This window comes from Aminobacter aganoensis, assembly GCF_014206975.1.
Lineage (GTDB): Bacteria > Pseudomonadota > Alphaproteobacteria > Rhizobiales > Rhizobiaceae > Aminobacter > Aminobacter aganoensis.
The window spans coordinates 157,932-179,551 of the sequence record NZ_JACHOU010000008.1; the positions used below are offsets into that span (position 1 = coordinate 157,932).

Annotated in this window: 29 protein-coding genes; 8 read left to right on the forward strand and 21 right to left on the reverse strand. The window is 65.0% G+C overall.

The window, feature by feature from the left end:
- Positions 1 to 108 precede the first annotated feature (108 nt).
- Complete coding sequence (locus GGR00_RS16850) at positions 109 to 534, forward strand: OsmC family protein (RefSeq protein WP_184700055.1); 426 nt, start codon at positions 109 to 111, stop codon at positions 532 to 534.
- Between the two features lie 42 nt (positions 535 to 576).
- Here the strand turns inward: GGR00_RS16850 and GGR00_RS16855 are convergent, their stop codons facing one another.
- Entirely contained in the window at positions 577 to 1,548 is a 972-nt protein-coding gene (locus GGR00_RS16855; protein ID WP_184700056.1) for an AraC family transcriptional regulator, read from the reverse strand.
- Positions 1,549 to 2,133: 585 nt separating this feature from the next.
- Between GGR00_RS16855 and GGR00_RS16860 the strand changes: the two genes are divergently transcribed.
- Positions 2,134 to 3,252 (forward strand): Glu/Leu/Phe/Val family dehydrogenase, encoded by a 1,119-nt coding sequence (locus tag GGR00_RS16860; RefSeq protein WP_184700057.1) that lies wholly within the window; start codon positions 2,134 to 2,136, stop codon positions 3,250 to 3,252.
- 144 nt (positions 3,253 to 3,396) lie between these two features.
- On the opposite strand, the gene GGR00_RS16865 is transcribed toward GGR00_RS16860, so the two are convergent.
- Genes GGR00_RS16865 through sdhC form a run of 6 tightly spaced genes read right to left on the reverse strand, consistent with a single transcriptional unit; the run spans position 3,397 to position 7,949 of the window.
- Positions 3,397 to 4,035 (reverse strand): YceH family protein, encoded by a 639-nt coding sequence (locus GGR00_RS16865; protein WP_184700058.1) that lies wholly within the window; start codon positions 4,033 to 4,035, stop codon positions 3,397 to 3,399.
- 31 nt (positions 4,036 to 4,066) lie between these two features.
- On the reverse strand, positions 4,067 to 4,846 hold the full coding sequence (locus GGR00_RS16870) for a succinate dehydrogenase iron-sulfur subunit (RefSeq protein ID WP_055975230.1): 780 nt from the start codon (positions 4,844 to 4,846) through the stop codon (positions 4,067 to 4,069).
- Positions 4,834 to 5,298 carry a DUF3052 family protein gene (locus GGR00_RS16875; protein WP_184700059.1) on the reverse strand — a complete coding sequence of 155 codons (465 nt, stop codon included), beginning with the start codon at positions 5,296 to 5,298 and terminating at the stop codon, positions 4,834 to 4,836. The genes GGR00_RS16870 and GGR00_RS16875 overlap by 13 nt, the downstream gene beginning before the upstream one ends.
- 3 nt (positions 5,299 to 5,301) lie before the next feature.
- Entirely contained in the window at positions 5,302 to 7,131 is a 1,830-nt protein-coding gene (gene sdhA / locus GGR00_RS16880) for a succinate dehydrogenase flavoprotein subunit (protein WP_184700060.1), read from the reverse strand.
- 4 nt (positions 7,132 to 7,135) lie between these two features.
- The gene (sdhD, locus tag GGR00_RS16885) at positions 7,136 to 7,531 is read right to left on the reverse strand and encodes a succinate dehydrogenase, hydrophobic membrane anchor protein (protein WP_055975238.1); all 396 of its coding nucleotides are present in this window, start codon (positions 7,529 to 7,531) and stop codon (positions 7,136 to 7,138) included.
- A 1-nt stretch (position 7,532) separates the two neighbouring features.
- Positions 7,533 to 7,949, reverse strand: a complete 417-nt coding sequence (gene sdhC, locus GGR00_RS16890; RefSeq protein WP_055975515.1) for a succinate dehydrogenase, cytochrome b556 subunit — start codon at positions 7,947 to 7,949, stop codon at positions 7,533 to 7,535.
- A 420-nt stretch (positions 7,950 to 8,369) separates the two neighbouring features.
- Here sdhC and GGR00_RS16895 point away from each other — a divergent pair, with 420 nt between their 5' ends.
- On the forward strand, positions 8,370 to 8,726 hold the full coding sequence (locus tag GGR00_RS16895) for a hypothetical protein (protein ID WP_055975240.1): 357 nt from the start codon (positions 8,370 to 8,372) through the stop codon (positions 8,724 to 8,726).
- 7 nt (positions 8,727 to 8,733) lie between these two features.
- On the opposite strand, the gene GGR00_RS16900 is transcribed toward GGR00_RS16895, so the two are convergent.
- The 4 genes from GGR00_RS16900 to GGR00_RS16915 form a co-directional block, all read right to left on the reverse strand.
- Positions 8,734 to 9,945 carry a GGDEF domain-containing protein gene (locus GGR00_RS16900; protein WP_055975244.1) on the reverse strand — a complete coding sequence of 404 codons (1,212 nt, stop codon included), beginning with the start codon at positions 9,943 to 9,945 and terminating at the stop codon, positions 8,734 to 8,736.
- Positions 9,946 to 10,110: 165 nt separating this feature from the next.
- Positions 10,111 to 11,520 (reverse strand): 3-isopropylmalate dehydratase large subunit, encoded by a 1,410-nt coding sequence (gene leuC / locus GGR00_RS16905; RefSeq protein WP_055975247.1) that lies wholly within the window; start codon positions 11,518 to 11,520, stop codon positions 10,111 to 10,113.
- A 67-nt stretch (positions 11,521 to 11,587) separates the two neighbouring features.
- Entirely contained in the window at positions 11,588 to 11,740 is a 153-nt protein-coding gene (locus tag GGR00_RS16910; RefSeq protein WP_162244913.1) for a hypothetical protein, read from the reverse strand.
- A 63-nt stretch (positions 11,741 to 11,803) separates the two neighbouring features.
- Positions 11,804 to 12,697, reverse strand: a complete 894-nt coding sequence (locus GGR00_RS16915; protein WP_055975250.1) for a haloalkane dehalogenase — start codon at positions 12,695 to 12,697, stop codon at positions 11,804 to 11,806.
- A gap of 72 nt (positions 12,698 to 12,769) precedes the next feature.
- Between GGR00_RS16915 and GGR00_RS16920 the strand changes: the two genes are divergently transcribed.
- Positions 12,770 to 13,252: a MarR family winged helix-turn-helix transcriptional regulator gene (locus tag GGR00_RS16920; RefSeq protein ID WP_210309440.1), complete on the forward strand. Its 483-nt coding sequence runs from the start codon at positions 12,770 to 12,772 to the stop codon at positions 13,250 to 13,252.
- Here GGR00_RS16920 and GGR00_RS16925 read toward each other — a convergent pair.
- Genes GGR00_RS16925 through GGR00_RS16940 form a run of 4 tightly spaced genes read right to left on the reverse strand, consistent with a single transcriptional unit; the run spans position 13,249 to position 15,648 of the window.
- On the reverse strand, positions 13,249 to 13,797 hold the full coding sequence (locus GGR00_RS16925) for an MgtC/SapB family protein (RefSeq protein WP_055975257.1): 549 nt from the start codon (positions 13,795 to 13,797) through the stop codon (positions 13,249 to 13,251). The genes GGR00_RS16920 and GGR00_RS16925 overlap by 4 nt on opposite strands.
- Positions 13,798 to 13,856: 59 nt before the next feature.
- On the reverse strand, positions 13,857 to 14,492 hold the full coding sequence (locus GGR00_RS16930; protein WP_055975261.1) for a class I SAM-dependent DNA methyltransferase: 636 nt from the start codon (positions 14,490 to 14,492) through the stop codon (positions 13,857 to 13,859).
- A complete protein-coding gene (locus GGR00_RS16935) occupies positions 14,489 to 15,295 on the reverse strand; it encodes an amino acid ABC transporter permease (protein ID WP_055975264.1) in 807 nt (268 codons plus the stop codon). Before GGR00_RS16935 ends, GGR00_RS16930 begins: the two co-directional genes overlap by 4 nt.
- Positions 15,292 to 15,648, reverse strand: a complete 357-nt coding sequence (locus tag GGR00_RS16940; RefSeq protein ID WP_244487817.1) for a winged helix-turn-helix transcriptional regulator — start codon at positions 15,646 to 15,648, stop codon at positions 15,292 to 15,294. The genes GGR00_RS16935 and GGR00_RS16940 overlap by 4 nt, the downstream gene beginning before the upstream one ends.
- Positions 15,649 to 15,724: 76 nt before the next feature.
- Here GGR00_RS16940 and GGR00_RS16945 point away from each other — a divergent pair, with 76 nt between their 5' ends.
- Positions 15,725 to 16,126, forward strand: coding sequence for a YybH family protein (locus GGR00_RS16945; RefSeq protein WP_246441415.1), 402 nt, complete (start codon positions 15,725 to 15,727; stop codon positions 16,124 to 16,126).
- 45 nt (positions 16,127 to 16,171) lie between these two features.
- On the opposite strand, the gene GGR00_RS16950 is transcribed toward GGR00_RS16945, so the two are convergent.
- Entirely contained in the window at positions 16,172 to 16,969 is a 798-nt protein-coding gene (locus tag GGR00_RS16950; RefSeq protein WP_184700061.1) for a basic amino acid ABC transporter substrate-binding protein, read from the reverse strand.
- A 180-nt stretch (positions 16,970 to 17,149) separates the two neighbouring features.
- Entirely contained in the window at positions 17,150 to 17,701 is a 552-nt protein-coding gene (rplS, locus tag GGR00_RS16955) for a 50S ribosomal protein L19 (protein ID WP_055975272.1), read from the reverse strand.
- A gap of 345 nt (positions 17,702 to 18,046) precedes the next feature.
- Between rplS and GGR00_RS16960 the strand changes: the two genes are divergently transcribed.
- From GGR00_RS16960 to GGR00_RS16970, 3 genes are all read left to right on the forward strand, one after another.
- Positions 18,047 to 18,802, forward strand: a complete 756-nt coding sequence (locus GGR00_RS16960) for a TSUP family transporter (RefSeq protein ID WP_184700062.1) — start codon at positions 18,047 to 18,049, stop codon at positions 18,800 to 18,802.
- A 78-nt stretch (positions 18,803 to 18,880) separates the two neighbouring features.
- Positions 18,881 to 19,177, forward strand: coding sequence for a type II toxin-antitoxin system HigB family toxin (locus tag GGR00_RS16965; RefSeq protein ID WP_184700063.1), 297 nt, complete (start codon positions 18,881 to 18,883; stop codon positions 19,175 to 19,177).
- The gene (locus GGR00_RS16970) at positions 19,177 to 19,614 is read left to right on the forward strand and encodes a helix-turn-helix domain-containing protein (protein WP_184700064.1); all 438 of its coding nucleotides are present in this window, start codon (positions 19,177 to 19,179) and stop codon (positions 19,612 to 19,614) included. The genes GGR00_RS16965 and GGR00_RS16970 overlap by 1 nt, the downstream gene beginning before the upstream one ends.
- Before the next feature lie 10 nt (positions 19,615 to 19,624).
- On the opposite strand, the gene trmD is transcribed toward GGR00_RS16970, so the two are convergent.
- The 4 genes from trmD to rimM are packed head-to-tail and all read right to left on the reverse strand — an operon-like array spanning position 19,625 to position 21,612.
- A complete protein-coding gene (gene trmD / locus GGR00_RS16975) occupies positions 19,625 to 20,344 on the reverse strand; it encodes a tRNA (guanosine(37)-N1)-methyltransferase TrmD (RefSeq protein WP_343065572.1) in 720 nt (239 codons plus the stop codon).
- Between the two features lie 2 nt (positions 20,345 to 20,346).
- Positions 20,347 to 20,763, reverse strand: a complete 417-nt coding sequence (locus GGR00_RS16980; protein ID WP_055975283.1) for a type II toxin-antitoxin system HicB family antitoxin — start codon at positions 20,761 to 20,763, stop codon at positions 20,347 to 20,349.
- 1 nt (position 20,764) lies between these two features.
- Positions 20,765 to 20,953, reverse strand: coding sequence for a type II toxin-antitoxin system HicA family toxin (locus GGR00_RS16985; RefSeq protein ID WP_184700065.1), 189 nt, complete (start codon positions 20,951 to 20,953; stop codon positions 20,765 to 20,767).
- A 56-nt stretch (positions 20,954 to 21,009) separates the two neighbouring features.
- On the reverse strand, positions 21,010 to 21,612 hold the full coding sequence (gene rimM, locus GGR00_RS16990; RefSeq protein ID WP_184700066.1) for a ribosome maturation factor RimM: 603 nt from the start codon (positions 21,610 to 21,612) through the stop codon (positions 21,010 to 21,012).
- Between the last annotated feature and the right edge of the window lie 8 nt (positions 21,613 to 21,620).

The window sequence follows — 21,620 nt, forward strand, 5'->3', positions numbered from 1 at the left end:
CGCCCTACATGGCTTTCCTGGCGCCGGAACTCTGGCAGCCGCGTCAACCGGCGCTATAGTCTCATCCGGCTGCCGAACCCGGCCCCGTCAGAAATCATGGAGAAGATCATGAACCACAGCGCCAACGCCGTCTGGAAAGGCAATCTGAAGGAAGGTTCCGGGACGCTCGACACCCAGAGCGGCGCGCTCAAGGGCCAGCCCTATTCGTTCAAGGCACGCTTCGAGGACGAGACCGGCAGGTCCGGCACCAATCCCGAGGAGCTGATCGCCGCCGCCCATGCCGGTTGCTTCGCCATGCAGCTGTCGCACTTCCTCGCCGAGAATGGCACGCCTGCAGACAAGCTCGACACCAAGGCAGTCGTGACGCTCGTCCCGGGCACCGGCATCACCGAAAGCGCGCTCACCCTCGTCGGCACCGTCCCCGGCATCGACAACGCCAAGTTCCAGGAACTCGCCGCCAAGGCCAAGGAAGGTTGCCCCGTGTCCAAGGCACTCGGCGCCATCAAGGTCTCGCTCGACGCCAGGCTCGCCTGATCCAGGCTTTCCCATGGGGCGCCGGGCGATGGCTCGGCGCCCTCATGCCGCCAGAACCCCCGCGCGGATGTCCGACGGCGTGACGCCGTAGCGCTTGCGGAATGCCCTGTTGAAATAGGACAGGTCGTTGAAGCCGGCCTCATAGGCGATGTCGATGATGCCGTGACCCGCCCAGGCCGGATCGGCCAGCATCCGGTGCGCCCGCATCAGCCTTTGCCCAAGCGCGAATGCGGTGAACGACAGCCCCTCGCCCTCGAAAAGCTTCCTGACATAGCGCGCCGACAGCCTGTGCTCGGCGGCGAGCGCCTCGGCCGAGAGCCCGCGCAGGTCGGCCCGCGCCGAAATGTCGGCCTTGATCGCCGCCAGGCGCGCGGCCCGCAGCCCGCGCCCCATTGCCACCTGCTCGGCGTCGCGCGTCGCCCCCAGCGTCAGCGCCGTCAGGTCCAGCATATGGCTTGCCACCTTGCGCGCCATGTCCCCGGGCAAGGCATCGTCCAGTTGCTGAAGCGCAGTGGCATAGCTCAGCAGCAGGTGCATAGGCCCTTGGTCCACGGCGATCGGGCGCATCATCAGCTTCGACACGTCTCCGACAAGCGGCTGCAGCGCCTTCCGCTCGAAGCGCAGATTGACATAGCTGAAGCCTGGCCGCGTCACATTGGCGCCTGCCCGTCCGCCGGGTACGAACATTGCGCAGCCGGGCAGCACGCTTTCTTCCTGCTTGCCGATCTGCATGTGGCTGCCGCCGGCGAGCGCGGCCAGGAGAATGACGTCGTCATTCTCGATCATCTCGGATTTGACGCCGACCTTGATCGGCGAGGCCGTGCCGGTGGCGATGCCGACCCCCGGCAACAGCCTGACCCGCATGTCCATCTCAAGTGGACTGTCGTCGACGGGTTCGAGGTCGGCCTTGAGGATGGTCTTGCCATAGACCTCGCGCAGCATTGGCAACCTGTCCTCTACCGGCAGGTCCGCCGTCACGATGCGGAATGAAGTGAACTGTCCGTCAGTTGCCATCGACTCACCCAACCAGATACAACCCATACGCGAGGTTGGGCTTTCTAGTTCTCGTTTGATGATAGGTCAATCCAGGACCGCCCAGACCCGGCGCAGGTGCCGTTCCGTCCAAGAATCTGCACTGGCCGGCCTCTAGTTTGCCGCTCGCACATCGAACTTGGTCCAGTCCAGCCACGAGGAAACGGGCATGCACCATCTTCAGTTCTGGAAGACTTTGAAGGCCCTGGCCGCGGCGGGGTTCAACCCGCGTGCGTTTCTGGCGCCGATGGCATCGGGCAGCAATCTTCCAGGGCCGCCCGAGCCGAAACCGCCAAGGGAGCGGGACGAACGAAGGCGCTGAGGGCGCAGGGACCGTACGGATTGACAGGTCTGGCTGCAGAGCAAGCAAGCTGGGGGCAGTGGCAACTTGCGGCAGCACAGCGGCCGGGCGTCGGGTGGGCAGACCTGGCGTCCGGCCATTTTTTTGTTTGTTGCGCGGCAGCCCGCGCAAGCGCAACGCGCGGTCGCGGCGCGCCCTGTCTTCGAAACCAAAAATCGCCCGAAATGTTTACCCTCCAGGGGATCAGCCTACCGGGAGGAGCCCTCATGCTGAATGTCCTGGAACCGCGCCACCAGAAGCTTGCCGGCGCAACCACGCTCGAAATCACCGACATCACCGCAGACGTCGCCCGCCTCGACGGTTTCGACCGGCACGAGCAGGTCTGGCTCGGCCGCGACACCGCGCGCGGGCTGACGGCCATCGTCTCCATCCACACCACCGTGCTTGGCCCGGCGCTGGGCGGCACCCGCATCTGGCCGCATGTCAGCTTCGAGGCCGGCGTCATCGATGCGCTGCGGCTGTCGCGCGGCATGACCTTCAAGTCGGCCATCGCCGGCCTGCCGCTCGGCGGCGGCAAGGCGGTCATCATCGCCGACGCGAAAAAGGACAAGACGCCGGCCATGCTCGAGGCCTATGCGGAGATGCTCAATAAGCTCCAGGGCCAGTACATCACCGCCGAGGACGTCGGCATGACGCTCGCCGACGCCGACTTCCTCGCCGAGCGCGCACCCAATGTCAGCGGCACCACCAAGGGCGGCAGCGGCAACCCCTCGCCCTTCACCGCACAGGGCACCTTTGTCGGCCTCAAGGCAGCGCTGCGCCACCGCACCGGCAGCGACGCACTGTCGGGCGTCCGCGTCGGCGTCCAGGGCCTCGGTTCGGTCGGCTGGTCGCTGTGCGAAAAGCTCCATGCCGAAGGTGCTGTGCTCACCGTCTCCGACCTCGATGTCGTCAGAACCGCCCGCGCCGCCGAAAAGTTCGGCGCGACGGTGGTGTCCGGCGATGCCATCCTGTCGGCCGACGTCGACATCTTCGCACCCTGCGCGCTGGGCGGCATCCTGTCCGCCGAGACGATCCCGCAGCTCAAGGCCGGGATCGTCGCCGGCGCCGCCAACAACCAGCTGGCGACGGCCGAAGACGGCATGCGCCTGGTCGAGCGCGGCATCCTCTACGCCCCCGACTACGTCATCAACGCCGGCGGCGTCATCAACGTCGCTGCCGAGATGGCCGAGGGCGGCTACAGCGTCGGGGCGGTTTCCCCGCGCGTCGAAAAGATCGCCGACACGCTGGCCGCCATCTTCCAGCGCGCCGACCGCGAAGGCCGCACCACTGACGCGGTCGCCGAAACCATGGCCCGCGAGATCGTCGAAGCGGCGCGAAAGTAAGCCATTAGCTCCCTTCTCCCCGCCCGCGGGGAGAAGGTGCCGGCAGGCGGAAGAGGGCAGCGCCGCCTCTGCGAACACCCACCCAAATGCAAAACGGCCCGGCTGCGTCCACAACCGGGCCGTTTTCAATTACCTGCCAAGCGCTTATGCGCCGACAGCGTCAAGCCTTGCCTTTAGCGCCGCCACTTCCTCTTCTAGAAGCCGGACGCGTTCCTCGAGCTCAGAAACAGCGGGGGCGCTCACGCTCGGCGCCCGGCTTGCCGTGACAACCGCAGCGTCGACATCACCGGACAACAGATGCGCGAAGCGATCTTCGCGCTGGCCGGGTGCTCGGCCGATCTCCTTGACCAGCGCCGGCCTGCGGCCGATCAGCATGTCGAGTTCGCTGCGCACGGCGTCGGCATCGGCAAAGTTCGCCATGCGCTCGGTGCGGGCGAGCAGTTCGTAGACGGTCTGCGGTCCGCGCAGCAGCAGCAGGCCGATCAGCGCACTCTGGTTGCGCGTCAGCGAGAACTTCTGCGCCATCTGGTGTTCATAGCGCTCGACACGCGAGGCAAATTGCTGCTTCGCCAGTCCCTTTGCCTGCAGCGAACCAAGCGTCCTGGTGATGTCGACCATCTCCAGGGCCATCACCGGCTCGCGCGACGTCTTCTGGTTGGCCGCGGCCACCAGCGCATTCGACGTCATCGGATAGACGTCAGGCGTCAGTTCCTTCTTCTCGATCAGGCAGCCAAGCACGCGTGCTTCGGCTGGAGTAAGGTGAGGAAGGTCCGTGTCCGTCATATGCGCTGTTGCCTCAAGCCGATCGACGAAACTACACCCGGCGTTCGACCATCATCTTCTTGATCTCGGCGATCGCCTTGGCCGGGTTCAGCCCCTTGGGGCAGGTCTGGGCGCAGTTCATGATGGTGTGGCAGCGATACAGCCGGAATGGATCCTCGAGATCGTCGAGGCGCTCGCCCTTGGCCTCGTCGCGGCTGTCGATCAGCCAGCGATAGGCCTGCAGCAGCACGGCCGGGCCGAGGTAGCGGTCGCCGTTCCACCAGTAGCTCGGGCAAGAGGTCGAGCAGCAGGCGCACAGGATGCACTCGTAGAGGCCGTCGAGCTTGGCGCGGTCTTCATGGCTCTGCAGCCATTCCTTCGCCGGCTCCGGCGACACAGTCTTCAGCCACGGCTCGATCGAGCGGTGCTGGGCGTAGAAATTGGTGAGGTCGGGCACCAGGTCCTTGACCACCGGCATGTGCGGCAGCGGGTAGATCTTTACCGCGCCCGAAATGTCGTCGCAACCCTTGGTACAGGCCAACGTGTTCGAGCCGTCGATGTTCATCGCGCAGGAACCACAGATGCCCTCGCGGCACGAGCGGCGCAAGGTCAGCGTCGGGTCGATCTTGTTCTTGATGTAGAGCAGGTGATCCAGCACCATCGGGCCGCAATCGTCGACGTCGACGAAATAGGTGTCGATGCTCGGGTTCTCGCCATCGTCCGGCGACCAGCGATAGATCCGGTATTCGCGCAGGTTGGTTGCGCCCTCGGGCTTGGGCCAGGTCTTGCCCTGCCTGATCTGCGAGTTCTTGGGGAGCGTTAGTTCGACCACGATCGGTTCCTCACAGCTTGGCGCAGTTCCTTGCGGATGACGAGCTTGAGCCCGCTCCACACGGCGTCCACGGCACAGACCTTGACGTCCACCAGCCCCTCGGGCAGCGCCACGTCGCGAATGACATCTTCGGTGATGTCGGTGGCGATCTTCGACGCCTTCTTGGGCCAGGAAATCCAGACCGCGCCGTCGGGCGCGATCATCTTCTTGAAAGTCCCGACATTGTCGTCGAGATCGGCACGGCGCCGCGTGAAGGCGTGCACCACGTCGTGGCCCCCGCCTGCCTCGCCCAGCGCCGGCCAGTCGGTCAGCGTCCTGACGGCGAAGTCACGCGCCGTGGCCAGGTCGCCAAGCGCGTCCGGCAGGCCGACAAACACCACGCTCTGGCCGTCCTTCAGGCCGAGCTTCACCGCAAGCGGCGTTGGCGAATATCCTGCTGCCGCCGACGCCATGGCTCAGTACACGCGCGCCTTCGGCGCGATCTTGGCCAGGCTGATGCCGCCGTCTTCTTCCTTGAGCAACGGCTCGGTGTGCACCGGCCGGTAGGTCAGCGTCACCTCGCCATTCTCGGCGACATTGGCCAGCGTGTGCTTGCGCCAGTTGGCGTCGTCGCGCGCCGAGAAGTCCTCGCGGGCATGCGCGCCGCGGCTTTCCTTGCGTGCTTCGGCGCCATAGACGGTGGCGATCGCGTTCGACATCAGGTTCTCGAGTTCCAGCGTCTCCACCAGGTCCGAATTCCAGATCATCGAGCGGTCGAAGACCTTGATGTCCTTCATCTCGCCCCAGATCTGGGAGATGCGCTTGCAGCCCTGCTCCAGCGATTCCTGCGTCCGGAACACGGCGGCGTCGTCCTGCATCGCGCGCTGCATCTTTTCGCGCAGCACCGCCGTCGGCGTGCCGCCGTTGGCATGCCGCAGGCGATCGAAGCGGTCCATGATCTTTTCGACCGAAGCCGCGTTCGGCGCCTGGATCGGCGCGTTGCGGTCGACCACTTCGCCGGCGCGGATGGCGGCGGCGCGGCCGAACACCACGAGGTCGATCAGCGAGTTGGAGCCGAGGCGGTTGGCGCCATGCACCGAGGCGCAGCCGGCCTCGCCGACGGCCATCAGGCCAGGCGACACGCGGTCCGGATTGCCGGCTGTCGGGTTGAGCACCTCGCCCCAGTAATTGGTCGGGATGCCGCCCATGTTGTAGTGCACCGTCGGCAGCACCGGGATCGGCTCGCGGGTCACGTCGACGCCGGCGAAGATCTTCGCCGATTCCGAGATGCCGGGCAGCCGCTCGTGCAGCACCGCCGGATCGAGGTGGTCGAGGTGCAGGAAGATGTGGTCCTTGTTCTTGCCGACGCCGCGGCCGTCGCGGATCTCCAGCGTCATGCAGCGCGAAACCACGTCACGCGAGGCCAGGTCCTTGGCCGACGGCGCGTAGCGTTCCATGAATCGCTCGCCCTCGGCGTTGACGAGATAGCCGCCTTCGCCGCGCGCGCCTTCGGTGATGAGGCAGCCCGAACCGTAGATGCCGGTCGGGTGGAACTGCACGAACTCCATGTCCTGCAGCGGCAAGCCGGCACGCGAGGCCATGCCGCCGCCGTCGCCGGTGCAGGTATGGGCCGAGGTCGCCGAGAAATAGGCGCGGCCGTAGCCGCCGGTCGCCAGCACCACCATCTTCGCCGAGAAGCGGTGGATGGTGCCGTCGTCGAGGTTCCAGGCCACGACGCCGGTGCAGGTGCCGTCCGGCTCCATGATCAGGTCGAGGGCGAAATACTCGATGAAGAACTGGGCGTTGTTCTTCAGCGACTGGCCGTAGAGCGTGTGCAGGATGGCGTGGCCGGTGCGGTCTGCGGCAGCGCAGGTGCGCTGCACGGGCGGGCCGTCGCCGTAGTTCATCATGTGGCCGCCGAACGGCCGCTGGTAGATCTTGCCTTCCTCGGTGCGCGAGAACGGCACGCCGTAGTGCTCTAGCTCGTAGACGGCGGCGGGCGCTTCGCGCACCAGGTACTCCATGGCGTCGACGTCGCCGAGCCAGTCCGAGCCCTTGACGGTGTCGTACATATGCCACTGCCAGGAGTCAGGCCCCATGTTCTGCAGCGAGGCGGCAATGCCGCCCTGTGCCGCGACCGTGTGCGAGCGGGTCGGGAACACCTTGGTGATGCAGGCGGTCTTCAGGCCCTGCTCGGCCATGCCGAGCGTGGCGCGCAGGCCGGCGCCGCCGGCGCCGACGACGACGACGTCGAACTTGTGGTCGACGAATGTGTAGGCGGATGCTCCGCTGGTCTTGCTGGCCACCGTATCAGCCTCCGAATGCGATCTTGAGCAGGGCGAACAGCGAAGCCGCACCCACCACAATGGTGAAGAAGGTGTTCAGCATGAGCAGGGCAAGCTTGCCGCCCTCGCCATGCACGTAGTCCTCGATGACGATCTGCATGCCGAGCTTCATGTGGTAAAGGCCCGAGATCAGCACCAGCGCCATCACCAGCGCCACCAGCGGATTGGCGAGCGTGGCGCGCACGGCGGCGTAATCGGCGCCGTTGAGCGCGATCAGCAGGCCGACGAAGATCAGCATCAGCGGAATGTTGGCGACCGCCGTCAGGCGCTGGCGCCAGAAATGCAGGGTGCCTTCGCGGGCGGAACCCAGGCCGCGCACCTTGCCGAGCGGCGTGCGCATGTCGTTGTTGCTCCCGCTCATGTCAGGCTCCCCGAACCATGTAGCCGACGATCCAGACCAGCGCGGTCACCACCACGGAGGCGACCACCGTCGCCCAGGCGATCTTCGACGCGGTGTGCTTCTCCAGGCCCACGCCGGTGTCCCAGACCAGGTGGCGGATGCCGCCCATCATGTGGAATACCAGCGCCCAAGTGTAGCCGAGCAGCACCAACTGGCCGAACCAGCTGCCGTAGATCCCGCTGACGAAATCGAAATACTCCTGCGACGTCGCCGCCGCGATCAGCCACCAGGCGACCAGCAGCGTGCCGAAATACAGCGCGCCGCCGGTGATGCGGTGCAGGATCGACGTCGTCATGGTGATCGGCGGGCGATAGACGGTCAGGTGCGGCGACAATGGCCGCGCACGCGATGTGGCTTGGGTGGCTTGTGATTTGCTCATGGCTCCCCCGGTCTGCATCCGAGCGTGGCTATGTTTGAATACGGCGCCGCCGCACCGTTTTGCGACGTCGGACTGCGCGCTTTCTAATGTGCTTTTTGCACCGCGTCAAAGACCAAAAAACCGTTCAGGCGCACCTATTTAGTCGCATCGCGGCTTCAATCGATTGAACGCCGATTGGAGCTACCCGCCTGGGTAAGTGGGGGATCGGCGACCGGGCACGGGTAACAGCCAAGGCCTCCCCATTGGGGCGAGCGACGCCCTACCCGGTCGGGTGAGTCGCAACCTGCCGGTCGCATCGGGGCAGAATTAACCATGTTCGTTAATCAGTGCGGCCCCGACCGTGCCGGCCTCTTAACAAAGATTAAGAAAAGGTTAAGGTTCGAATCGAAACTTCGCGCCGCAAACCATGGAGATTGCGCGATGCGCCTCCCGTTGGCTTTCCTCGGAACTGCGTCCCTCGCACTCGCGGCGACGATGGCCTTGGCGACACCTGCCGTTTCCGGCGGCTGGGACCATGACCGCGTCTACGCCGATTCGTTCGGCAATCTGGTGGTCGACAGCGCTGCCGGCTACAAGCGCATCGTCGTCGGCCAAGGCCATTCGGCACGCCAGTTGGCCGAATACACCGGCTCCGCCAAGCCAAAGGTCGTCTATCTCGACGAAGGCCGGCGCGCCGCGCGGCATTGCTACCGGCCGCCGATGCTGCTCAAGGGCCGCAGCTACATGTATGGCTTCTCCGAGGGAGAAATCCCCCAGCCCGGCCTGCGCTGCTACTGATTTCGGGTCAGGACTTGCCGCCGAAGGGCACGATGTTTGACTCGGCGTGCATCTCGACGACGCTGCCGGAGGCCACCCGCACGCAGTCGCGCCCGTCCTTCTTGGCTTCGTAGAGTGCTGCGTCCGCGCGGCGCATCAGCTGGTCGATGAACTCGCCGGTGACCAGTTCGGCCACGCCGAAGCTCGCGGTGAACCGTTGGTTCGACGGCAGCCCTTCGATCGGCAGGGCCGAGAACGCGCTGCGCGCGCCTTCGGCGAACAGCCGTGCCGCCGCCAGGTGCGTGCCGGGCAGGATGATCGCGAACTCCTCGCCGCCGATGCGCCCGGCGATGTGATGGCCCACCTTGGATTCGTGGATGAAGCGCGCGAACGCCTCGATCACCCGGTCGCCGGACAGATGGCCATAGGTGTCGTTGATCGACTTGAAATGGTCGAGGTCGGAGATCACCAGCGTCACCGGCAGGCCCTGGCGCTCCGCCTCGCGTAGCGCAATCGCCGCCTGGCGCTGGAAACCGCCGCGGTTGAGCAGGCCCGACAGCGCGTCGGTCTCGGATTTCTGCGTTGCATCGGCAAGGATGTCGCGGACCAGGATGACCAGCAGCATCAGCGCGATCGACAACGCAAACACCGTGCCCAGCGCCTGCGAAATCATCGCATAGGTACTCTGCAGATATTGATGCGGATCGGAACCGGAGCCGACGGCTAGCGCCAGATAGGGCTTGGAAAAGAACTGCAGCGCACTCGCCAGCAGCACGCCGGCGAGGCCGTAGTCGAACTGGCTGAGCTTGTCCCGCGACCTGAGCACGATCGCCGCCCCCATCGCCTGCACCGCGGCATAGGGCGTCTGGAACATCATCATCCTGAGCAACGAATCGCGCGGCAGGCCCTGCGTGATATAGACGGCCACCGTGGCCGCCACGACGAACACCAGCATCGTGCGCCAGGGCGGCGGCACCTCGTAGCGACGCGCCAGCCCGACATTCATGATGCACAGCGTCGCCAGGAAGGCGGCGAAATTGGCGGTGACGATGGGCCTCGTGTTCTCGAACCACGGGATCGAGAATTCCGTGCCGATATAAAGCAGGCCGGTCAGGTAGCAGAGCGCGAACCAGCGCGCCGAAGCGCGCTTGGCGTCATAGATCGAGATCGCCATGAACGCCGCGGCCAGCAGGCCGGCAACGAACACGTTGATCGCGAGAATGAACTCTGCACCACTCATCGTCTGGCGTCGTCTCCCACCTCCGGACCAAACCATATCGGGGAGAAAAAGACGTTAACATGACCCCACGGAAGCAGAAGCTTCTCGACATCCTCAACAAAATGAAAAGGCGGCGGGCTCGCGCCCACCGCCTCGAATTTGACAGGCCGATATCGCCCGCGCTGGTCAGTGCCAGTCGCGGATGTCGACGAAATGGCCGGCGATTGCCGCTGCCGCTGCCATGGCCGGCGACACCAGGTGGGTGCGACCCTTGAAGCCCTGGCGGCCCTCGAAGTTGCGGTTCGAGGTCGAAGCGCAGCGCTCATGCGGCTTGAGCCGGTCGTCGTTCATGGCCAGGCACATCGAGCAGCCCGGCTCGCGCCAGTCGAAGCCGGCGGCAACGAAGATCTTGTCCAGGCCCTCGGCCTCCGCCTGCTCCTTGACCAGTCCCGAACCCGGCACGATCATCGCGCTGACGGTCGACGCCACCTTCTTGCCCTCGACGACCTTGGCGACGGCGCGAAGGTCCTCGATGCGGCCATTGGTGCACGAACCGATGAACACGCGGTCGACCGCGATGTCGGTGATCTTGGTGCCGGCGGTCAGGCCCATATAGTCGAGCGCGCGCTTCTTGGAGTTGCGCTTGGCCTCTTCCTCGATCACTTCCGCGTCCGGCACCACGCCGGTGACGGCGACGACGTCCTCGGGCGACGAGCCCCAGGTGACGATGGGCGGCAGCTTGCCGGCATCGAGCACGATGATCTTGTCGAAATGCGCGCCTTCGTCTGTGTGCAGCGTCTTCCAGTAGTCGAGCGCCATGTCCCACGCCTTGCCCTTCGGCGCGCGCGGTTTGTCCTTGACGTACGCGTAGGTCGTCTCGTCGGGCGCGATCAGGCCGGCGCGGGCGCCACCCTCGATCGACATGTTGCAGATCGTCATGCGGCCTTCCATCGACAGCGCGCGAATCGCCTCGCCGGCATATTCGATGACGTAGCCGGTGCCGCCCGCGGTGCCGATCTCGCCGATGATGGCGAGCACGATATCCTTGGCGGTGACGCCTTCCGGCAACTGGCCGTCGACACGCACCAGCATGTTCTTGGCCTTCTTCTGGATCAGCGTCTGGGTCGCCAGCACGTGCTCCACTTCAGACGTGCCGATGCCGTGGGCCAGCGCGCCGAACGCGCCATGCGTCGAGGTGTGGCTGTCGCCGCAGACGATGGTCATGCCCGGAAGCGTAAAGCCCTGCTCGGGGCCGACGATGTGCACGATGCCCTGGCGCTTGTCGTTCTCGGAGTAATATTCCACGCCGAAATCGGCCGAGTTCTTGGCCAGCGCCTCGACCTGGATGCGGCTTTCCTCGTTCTTGATGCCGTTTTTGCGGTCCGGCGAGGTCGGCACGTTGTGATCGACGACGGCCAGCGTCTTCTCGGGGTGACGCACGGTGCGGCCGGTCATGCGCAGGCCTTCGAAGGCCTGCGGGCTGGTCACTTCGTGCACCAGATGGCGGTCGATGTAGAGCAGGCAGGTGCCGTCGTCCTGGCGGTCGACAACGTGGTCATCGAATATCTTGTCGTAGAGGGTACGCGGTGCGCTCATGATCTTGGATCCGTCGATGGCAATAAATGAAAATGACCGGCCGAAATGCCGGAAGGAGCCCGTCGGCTCAGGGAAGTCGGCAGCTTAGCGCGCCGGAAATGCGGGCAAAGAACCGGGCCGGCAGGCGCTTGTGGTCCTGCAGCACGAAACCTTTGTAGGCCGGATCTCCAAAGAGCTCTTCCATAAGCGGCTCAATATCAATCTTTTGACGTTCCGGCAATCGGCTGCTTGCCCGGGCAGGCTGACCGGCGACCTGAGACCGCCAGACAGGGACACGCAGGGCTCAAGCTGTACGCGCCAACGCCTGGGCATTCGCTCGCAATCCGTGCCGGTCTGCCCACCCGGCAATGGCTGCGGCAATCGCCTCGGGCTGATCCTCTGGCGCTGCATGCCGCGCCGGCCCGCAATTCTCGACCTCGATGCCGGCGATGTTCTCGGTACACCACGCGGTCATCTCCGCACCTATCATCAGCGTCTCGGGCGACCCCTCGAAGGTCAGAAGCAGCTTGGGCACATCCGGACTCTCGGCCAGCCAGCGGTCATAAGCCTCGATGCGGGCGATCACATCGGCCGGCTCGCCGTTGATCGGCATGGCGCGCGGCCATGCCAGCAGCGGCCGCCGGCTGTCGCGTGTCGGATAGGGCTTGCGGTAGGCGTCGAGGTCTTCGTCGCTCAGCCCGTTGAGCACGGTCGCACGCAGGGCGAACTCGATGAAGAAGTTCTCGTCCAGCACCTTGGCCTCGCCGGTGCCCGCGCCGCGCAGCGCCTCGTAGCGCGGCCTGGCACTGTCGGGAAAATCGGCCCATGTCATCGGCCGCACGATGGTCTCCATCACGGCAACCCCGCGCACTCCACCGGGATGCCGCGCCGCCCGGTCGAAGGCCAGTGCCCCGCCCCAGTCGTGGCCGACCAGAACGACCTCCTCCAGCCCCATCGCCTCGAACCAGGCGTCGAGATAGCGGGCGTGGTCGTCGAAGCTGTAGGCGATGTCAGGTTTGCCGGAATTGCCCATGCCGATCAGGTCGGGCGCAAGGCAGCGCACATTGGCGCCCATCCCAGGCAGCACGTTGCGCCACAGATAGGACGAGGTCGGGTTGCCGTGCAGAAAGACGAACGGCACGCCATGGCCAATGTCGACATATGAAATCTCGGAGTCGAGTACGCTGATGTTCGGCATCCGGCTTCCCTTCCCGCCCGGCAGATAGTAAGGTACCTGTCTATATATCATTTGGTCAGGCAGCTGTCTATCTTGAAGGAAACGATTCCCGACAATCCCCCGCTCGGCCTGTTGCTGCGCCTCGTCCACCAGCATTGGACCCAGGCCGTCGACAATGCGCTCGATGCCGCCGGCTTCGGCGACATCCGTCCGCCGCATGCCAACGTCTTCACCTTCACCCCGCCGGAAGGCATCCAGGTGAGCGAACTCACCAAGCTCGCCCATGTGCGCAAGCAGACCATGACGCAGGCGGTCGAGGAACTGGAAAAACTTGGCTATGTCGAGCGCCGGCCCGACCCCAACGACCGCCGAGGCCGGCTGGTCTTCCTCACCGAGCGCGGCAGAGCGGTGCGTCCTATCGCCTCCGCCACCGGCCGCAAGGTCGACGAACGCTGGGCCGAACTCACCAGCCCGGAGGAAATGGAGATGCTGCGCCAGGCGCTCAAGCTGCTGTTCGAGAAGCTGCGCGACGACCAGCCGGCCGGTGCGGTGTCGACATCGAGGTCTGATAGCTAGGCCCGCTTGCTCTTTGCCGGGGCCTTGCGCGCCTCGGGCTTCTCGTCACGCTTGTCCTCGCTGAGGTCGAATTTCACTTCGAGCGAGTGCATCAGCCCGAGCACGACGAGCACCAGCAGCGTACCAAAGCCGGCGATCTGCCAGAAGCCGAGCCCGGCGGCCAAGCCGATCGCGCCGGCCAGCCACATGCCGGCCCCTGTGGTCAGCCCCTGCACTTCGCCGCGCGCAAACAGGATGGTTCCGGCTGCCAGGAAGGCGACGCCCGCCGTCACCGCCTCGACCGCGCGGATCGGGTCGACCTTGACCATCTCCTTCATGCCGCCCGCCGCGAACATCGGCGCATGCACGATCTCGATAGTCAGGATGCCGAAGGTTGCCGCGGCAACGCACACCAGCACATGGGTCCTGAGGCCCGCCGGCCGGTTGCGCCATTCACGCTCGAAGCCGATCACCGCGCCGAAGATCGTGGCCAGCAAAAGCCGCGCCACGATGACGGGAAAGGATGTGTAGGTCGGGTGGCCGAATTCCTCGACAAGCTGTTCCATGGCGCCTCTCGCTGGTTCGGCCCCCAACGCGCCGAGACAGCCGAGGTTCCTTCGCCACCTTACAGGACTTCGAAAACGAAGGCCTGCACCAGCACCTCCGGCTCGGCCACGGCGAAGGCCCGGAACGGCGGGCTCTCTTCGACCGGCCGCCACTTTCTTGCCAGCTCCAGTGCGGCGAATTTCGGCCGGAACCCGCCAGCCTCCAGCACCACGTCGCGCACGGTGAAGATGACGAAGCCGCCCGGCCGTGTGATCCTGGCCAGTTCGTCCAGGCTCGAGGCCGGCGCGTGCCCCGCGGTGAACACGCCGGTCGAGAAGGCGGCGGCGAAGTGCCCGTTGGCCCACGGCAACGGCCCGCCCAGCGCGGCCCTGGTCAGCGCCGTGTAGCCGCCGCGTGCCCGGGCGAGGTCGAGCATCTCGTCCGACAAATCGAGCCCTTCGATCTCGTCATAGCCCAGTGCCCGGAGATACGGTCCCGACAGCCCGGTGCCGCAGCCGGCGTCGAGCAGCGGCAATGCACCCTTGGCGACGTGCCGCGCCACCCACGCCGCGATCACGAAGGGCAGGCAGTAGCCCAGCGCCGCCGTCTCCGTGTCATAGCTATTGGCCCATGCCGCATAGGCAGCCGCCAGTTCCGTTTCAGTCGAGGCCGCATAGACCATGTCGAGCGCGGTCTTGTCGGCCTCTCCGGTCATGGCTTGAAATCCCTCCGTATCCGCCGCTCCAGCGCCCTGAGGCTGAGCGACAGCCCGACGGTCAGGAGCAAGTAGACATAGGCTACGATGGAATAGGTTTCGAAGAAACGAAATGAGCCCGAGGCATAAACCTTGGCCATCTGGGTGATGTCGGCGACGCCGAGCACCGACACCAGCGAAGAATCCTTCACCATGGCGATGAAGTCGTTGCCATAAGGCGGCAGGATGGTCCTGAACGCCTGCGGCCAGACGATCAGCCGGAAGCGCTGATAGCGCGACAGCCCCAGCGCCTTCGCCGCCTCGATCTGGCCGACATCGACGGCCTGGATGCCGGCGCGGAATATCTCGGCGATGAAGGACGAATATGCGATCGTCAGCGCGAGGATCGCCCGCCACAACAGCGAGAAGTCGCGCACCTGCATCGGCTCGACCAACCCCGCCGACTGCAGCGGGATGGTCACCCAGTTCCACCCAACCACGAAGGCCGGGGCACCGACGAAGGCGATCCAGAACAGCAGCACCAGGATCGGCAGCCCGCGGATGATCTCGACATAGAAGCGCGAGATCTGGCGCAGCACCTTTGAACTCGACAGCCCGAGCAGCGCGATGAACAGGCCGAGCGCCGAAGCCATGGCGAAGGCGACGATGGTGACGAACAGCGTCACCCACAGCCCTTTCACCAGCGTCGCGAGAATCTGGCTGTAGACGTCGCTGGTACCGATTGCCACCGCCGAGACCGCCGCGATTGCCACCGCGGTCACCAGCCACCACGGAAAATCGTCCTTCTTGACCGGATGGCTCATAGCGCTGCGTCCAGCCGCGCAAACGACTGCGGCAGCGTCTCGAACTGGTCGAGAATCGCAACCACCTGGCGGCCGCCCGATGTCAGCGAATAGACCACGCCGCGAGGGAAGGCGGCGACTGCATCACGCTCGACAAGCCCACGCCGCGACAGACCGTCCAGCCGCTCCGACAACACCTTGGCGGTAATGCCGGGCAGACGCGCCATCAGGTCGCCATGCCGTTTCGGACCAGCCGACAGCTGCCACAGCACCAGCGCGTTCCAGCGGTGACCGAGAAAGGAAAGCCAGTCCTCGACCGGGCACACCTCCGGCCGCCGTGGCATCGGCACCTCGCGCTCGCTGGTCGCGGTCATCTCTGTTCTCATTCGGGGTATCCGTTTGGATAGTTCTGGAACGGCATGTTTTGCTCGCCAAAACAGGAGAAAGCCAATGTCATCGCCAATGTCATCGAAAGTCTACCGGCCTGCCGACATGAACAAAACCTTCGCCGCCATGCGCAACAGTGGCGATGTCGGGGCTATGCTGGAGCTCTACGAGGAAGGCAGTCAGTTGCTGGTCGATGCCAGCGGCTCCGGCTTCACCGGCAAGGCCGCGATCGCCGAGGAGCTTGAACGGCTGGTGCGCATGCCGGGCAAGATGACGTCCAAGAACACCTTCTGCGTCGAGCACGGTAACCTGGCGCTGCTGCGCGCCGATTTCGCAATCGTCAATGAGGAAGGCGTGACCCTCTATTCCGGCTTCACCGCCGAGATTCTGCGCAAGCAGGCCGACGGCGCATGGCTCTATGTCGTCGACCACGCCGGCGCCAGCCGCTACGGAGTGGACGCTTAGCCGGCAGCTTGCCGTCTCCGCCGCGAAGCGGAGACGGCAGCGCAATCACTGGCCCATCTTGTAGTCGAGGAACCACTTCTTGTTCATCGCGTCGAACGTGCCGTCGGACTTCAGCGCGGCGATCGCCGCGTTGATCGGGGCAACGAGGTCCGAGCCCTTCTTGAAGATGAAGCCGAAATCCTCGCTGCCCAGCGGCTCGCCCACCACCTTGAGCTTGCCTTCCGAGGCGTCGACATAGCCCTGGGCGGCGACGCTGTCGGTCAGCACCAGGTCGACGTCGCCGGCCTTGAGCGCCTGCACGGTGGCCCCAAAGGTCTCGAAGAGCTTGATGCGCGGGTTCTGCTCGTTGCCGTCGAGGATCTCGTAGACGGCGGTGTAGAACGGCGATGTGCCCGGCTGTGCCGCGATCAGTCCGTCCTTGAGGGCGCCGAAGCTCTTGGCGTCGGTGAAGCGGCTCTCGTCGGCGCGCACCAGCATGAACTGCTGCGAGCGCATGTAGGGATCGGAGAAATCGACCTTTTCCTTGCGGTCGTCCTTGATGGTGATGCCCGTCATGCCGACCTGGTACTGGCCGTCCGACACCGCCTGGATCATCGCGTCCCAGCTGGTGTTCTGGTACTCGATCTTGAAGTTCAGCCGCTTGGCGATCTCGTCCATCGCGTCATATTCCCAGCCGATCTGCTTGCCGGTCTTGGGATCGACGAACTGCAGCGGCGGATAGGCGTTCTCGGTCACCACCACCACCGTCTTGCCGCCGAGGTCGGGCAGGCTCTGGGCCTGGGCGGCGAAGGGCGAAAGAACGAGGGCGAGAGCGCCGGCAAGCGCGAGCTTGAGATGGTTCATGGTCAGTTCCCCGAAAACACAGGACCGGCGGCGCCGGTCGTTTGCGCCAGACTTTAGCTCGCCGCGGGCCGCATGCAAGCAGGCGCCATGCCTCGCGCATGGAAGAACTGGAATTCCATCCCCCCGAAACGCAAAAGGGCGACCGAAGCCGCCCTTTCGAAAATCATGAAGTGCCGGAGATTATTCGGCTGCAGGCTCGGCGGCGGCTGCCTCAGCTGCCTTGGCGGCCTCGTCTGCTGCCTTCTTCTCGGCTGCTTCCTGGGCGGCCTTCTCGGCGGCCAGGGCCTGGGCGGCTGCGACCTTCTCGGCCTCGATGCGAGCCTTCTCGGCGTTGGCTGCCTCGCGCTCGGCGTCGTTCAGCTTGCGGGCGCGCACGCCGGTGTTCTCGACGATACGAGCCGACTTACCGCGGCGATCGCGCAGGTAGTACAGCTTGGCGCGACGGACCTTGCCGCGGCGGACGATCTCGACGCCCTCGATCATCGGCGAGTAGACCGGGAACACACGCTCCACGCCTTCGCCATAGGAGATCTTGCGGACGGTGAAGTTTTCCTGGAAGCCCGAGCCGGCGCGGGCGATGACGACGCCTTCATATGCCTGCACGCGGGTGCGCGAACCTTCTGTGACGCGGACCAGAACGCGCACGGTGTCGCCTGGCTGGAATTCCGGCAGGGTGCGCTTGGCTTCGATCTTGGCGGCCTGTTCGGCCTCGAGCTGGCGGATGATATCCATCTCAACTATCCACTTCTTGTTCTTCCGACAGCCAGAGCGCCCGCGCTCGCCTTGCAGTTCCAATGACCGCTCGGATATGCCTTGTTCCCTCGCGGGCCTTCCGGCAGGGGCGACTACACCGTCACTGTTGACGGGTCCGGTCGATTATTCGTCCGGTTCGGGCGGGCACATACCGCTATTTCAGCCATTTGTCACGCCTTTGCCGCGTCTTTTTTGCGCGCCTCGCGTGCTGTCGCCGCTATCGGGAGCTTGGACCACATGGCTGCCATCGGCAAGCCATGGCTTGCATCGCCGGCCCGGGCTTCCTACAGACCCCATGGCGCAGCGTATCGGAGCAGGCAACCCGTGACCTTCATCACAGTCGTGATCCTCTTTGTCGCGGGCTTTTTGTCGGGCGTGGTCAACGCCATTGCCGGCGGCGGCACGTTCCTGACCTTCGGCGCGCTGACGATGGCCGGCCTGCCGCCGATCTCCGCCAATGCGACGTCGTCGATCGCCCAATTCCCCGGCTACATCACCTCGACCTGGGCCTACATCAAGGACATCCGCCTGATGTGGCGCGGCGCGCTTGCTTTCGCCGTCATCTCGGCCGTCGGCGCCCTCATCGGCTCGCTGTTCCTGCTTTCGCTCGACAATGTCTCTTTCGGCGCGCTGGTGCCGTGGCTGCTGCTCGCAGCAACCGCGCTGTTCGCCGCCGGTCCCTGGCTTCGTCCGGCAAAGCTCGCCGATCGGCCCGAAGGTGCGCCGTCGTCGCTCACCGGCCGCATCGTCCAATTCTTCACCGCGATCTATGGCGGCTTCTTCGGCGCCGGCATGGGCGTCATGATGCTGGCGACGCTTGGCCTGACCGAAGGCGGCGACTACCACCGCCTCAATGCGCTGAAGAACATGCTCTCCATCGTCATCGCCGCGGTCGCCATCGTCATCTTCGCCTCGGGCGGCGTCGTCGCCTGGACGGCAGCGGCGGTCATGGTGCCCGGCGTCGCGCTCGGCGGCTATGCCGGCGTCTGGACCGCCCGCCGCGTGCCGCAGTCCATCGTCCGCGCGCTCGTAGTCGCCATCGGCCTGTTCCTGGCGTTCTATTATTTCACCAGGGGCTGACCAGCCGGCCAGGCTCGCTGAACCTTCCCAATTCGGGAAATTTCTTGTTCCCAAATTGGGAAACGGCTATATGAAGACGTGCAGATATTGAGCAGGAAGACGCTGCGTGACTTCTGGGAGAAACACCCCCAGGCGCAGCGTCCGCTCACCGCTTGGTATCAGGCCGCAAGCGTCGCTGTTTGGTCGGGCCCAGCCGACATCAAGGGCGCGTTCGGCGCGAGCGTGGACTTTGTCGCCGACAACCGTGTGGTCTTCGACATTGCCGGCAACAAATACAGGCTGGTCGTGCATGTTAGCTATACGTTCAGACGTGTGTTGATCAAATTTGTCGGGACCCATGCCGAGTACGACAAGATAGACGTGGAGAAGGTGTGATGGACAACATTCGACCCATCCGCAATGACGCAGACCTCGAATGGGCCATCTCAGAAGTAGCCCGCTACTTCGAGCATGAGCCCGAACCGGGCAGCGCCGATGCGGAACGCTTCGACGTGCTGTCGACACTCATCGAGGCTTACGAAGACAGGCACCATCCGATCGAGATTCCGGACCCGGTCACCGCCATCGTCGCTCATATGGAGATGCGGGGTCTGAAGCAGCGCGACCTCGCCGTCGTCCTTGGATCGGCATCGCGCGCGTCTGAGATCGTCAACCGCAAGCGTATGCTCAATGTCGACATGATCCAGCGGCTTCACGCGCAGTGGAAGATGCCGGCAGAGGCGCTGATTCAGCCCTACCACCTCGCAGCGCCAGACACTCGCGCGGTGAGAAAGCCGTCAAAACGTTCGGCGGCGGCGGTCCACAAGTCGTAGGGCACCGCCTTCAGCTCTTGTGTTGCGCCCACAAATCCGGCCGCCGCTCCTTCGTCAGCCTCTCCGCCTCGGCGCGGCGCCATTTGGCGATCTTGCCGTGGTTGCCCGAGGTCAGCACTTCGGGGATGGCAACACCCTCGAATTCCTGAGGCCGGGTGTAGTGCGGATGCTCCAGCAATCCGCCCTCGAAGCTCTCTTCTTCGCCCGAAGTCTCGTTGCCCATCACGCCGGGCAAAAGCCGCACCACGGCGTCGAGCAGCACCAGCGCCGCGGGCTCTCCGCCAGAAAGGATGAAATCGCCGACCGAGATCTCTTCCAGCCCGCGCGTGTCGATCACCCGCTGGTCGACGCCTTCGAAGCGGCCGCACAGGATCACCGCGCCCGGCCCGGCCGCCAGTTCGCGCACCCGCTCCTGTGTCAGCGGCCTGCCGCGCGGGCTCATCAGGATGCGTGGTCGCGCGTCGCCCTCGGGCGAGGCATGGTCGATCGCCTTGGCCAGAATGTCGGCACGCATCACCATGCCAGCGCCACCACCTGCAGGCGTGTCGTCCACGGTGCGATGCTTGTCGGCGGCGAAATCGCGGATCTGCACCGCCTCCAGCGCCCAGTCGCCCCGCTCCATCGCCCGCCCCGCCAGGGAAACCCCCAGCGCGCCCGGAAACATCTCCGGATAGAGCGTCAGGACAGTTGCCCGAAACCCGGGCAAATTCTTCTCATCATCTCCCGACACGATCAGCCGCGCGCCTTTCGTTTTTCTTCTCTCTCGATCTCGTGCTTGGCGGCGACCGCCAGAAAGCCCGAGCGCGTATAACCCGATTGCTGCGCAAACAGGTCGATCTGCTTGAGCACGTCCTCGGAGAAGGTCACGTTGACGCGAATGGAGCGCTGGTCGAGCGGCGGAGCTTTGACCAGCACAGCAACGCCGTCGCGGTTTTCGGCGACGCCCATCACATCCTCCAGTGACGTCGGCTCGGGAATTGGCTCACCGTCCTCCATCATGCCTTCGATATGCAGCGCCAAGGCCTCTTCGGCGCCGGCACGCGCTTCATCGAGCGTCGGACCAGCCGACACGCAACCCGGAAAGTCGGGGAACGATACGCCGTAGTCGCTGTCGGCGTCCTTGTGGATGAGGGCAATGTAGTTAGCCATGCTATTTCAGCCTGATCCCGGATTGTTTCTCGATGCTGCGCAGCGTGCCCAGGGGAATTTCCCTTTTAGGATCCGGCACGGTGACCCTGCCTTTCTTGACAGGATGCTTGAACTGGACGTGGCTGCCTTTGCGCGCCACCTCAAGCCAGCCGTCCGCAACAAGCAGTCTGATCACCTCACGGCTGCGCATGATGTGTATCTATACACATAGCGACCGCAGTTCAAGATCATCGAAGTCTGATCCGACTAGCGATTGCCCCCGGCGTCCTTCGGTCCGCGCGGCCGGGCCTTGTGCTCGAACTCGCCGTCGGATGGCGCGTTCTCGTCGTCTTCGTCCTCGACAAGCCCGGCCGCCACCGTATCGATGGCGACGAAGCCGCCGGCGATGTCGACCACCGGAACCGCCGCTTGCGTGAAGGGTATCAGCACGCCCTTGCGGTCCTGGTACTGGATTTCGAGGATGTCGCCGCCGCCGAAATTCTGCACGGCAAACACCTTGCCGACCGGCTCACCGGTCTCGTCGCGCACGACAAGCCCGACAAGGTCGGTGTGGTAGAACTCGCCCTCCTCGCCATCGTCGGGCAGGGCCGAGCGGTCGACGAACAACTCGGTATTGGTCAGGGCCTCGGCGGCATTGCGGTCGTTGACGCCCTTGAAGCGCACCACCACCACCTCGTTGGCCGGCCGGATCGCGGCAATCTCGAAGGCGCGGCCGTCCTTGGCGTAAAGCGGGCCGTAGTCGGCCAGCGCCAGCGGATCGCCGGTGAAGGTCTTCACCCTGAGTTCGCCCTTGATGCCGTGGGCAGCGCCGATCACGGCCATCTGGATTGGATTTTGGGGTCTGGCCATTGCCTGCG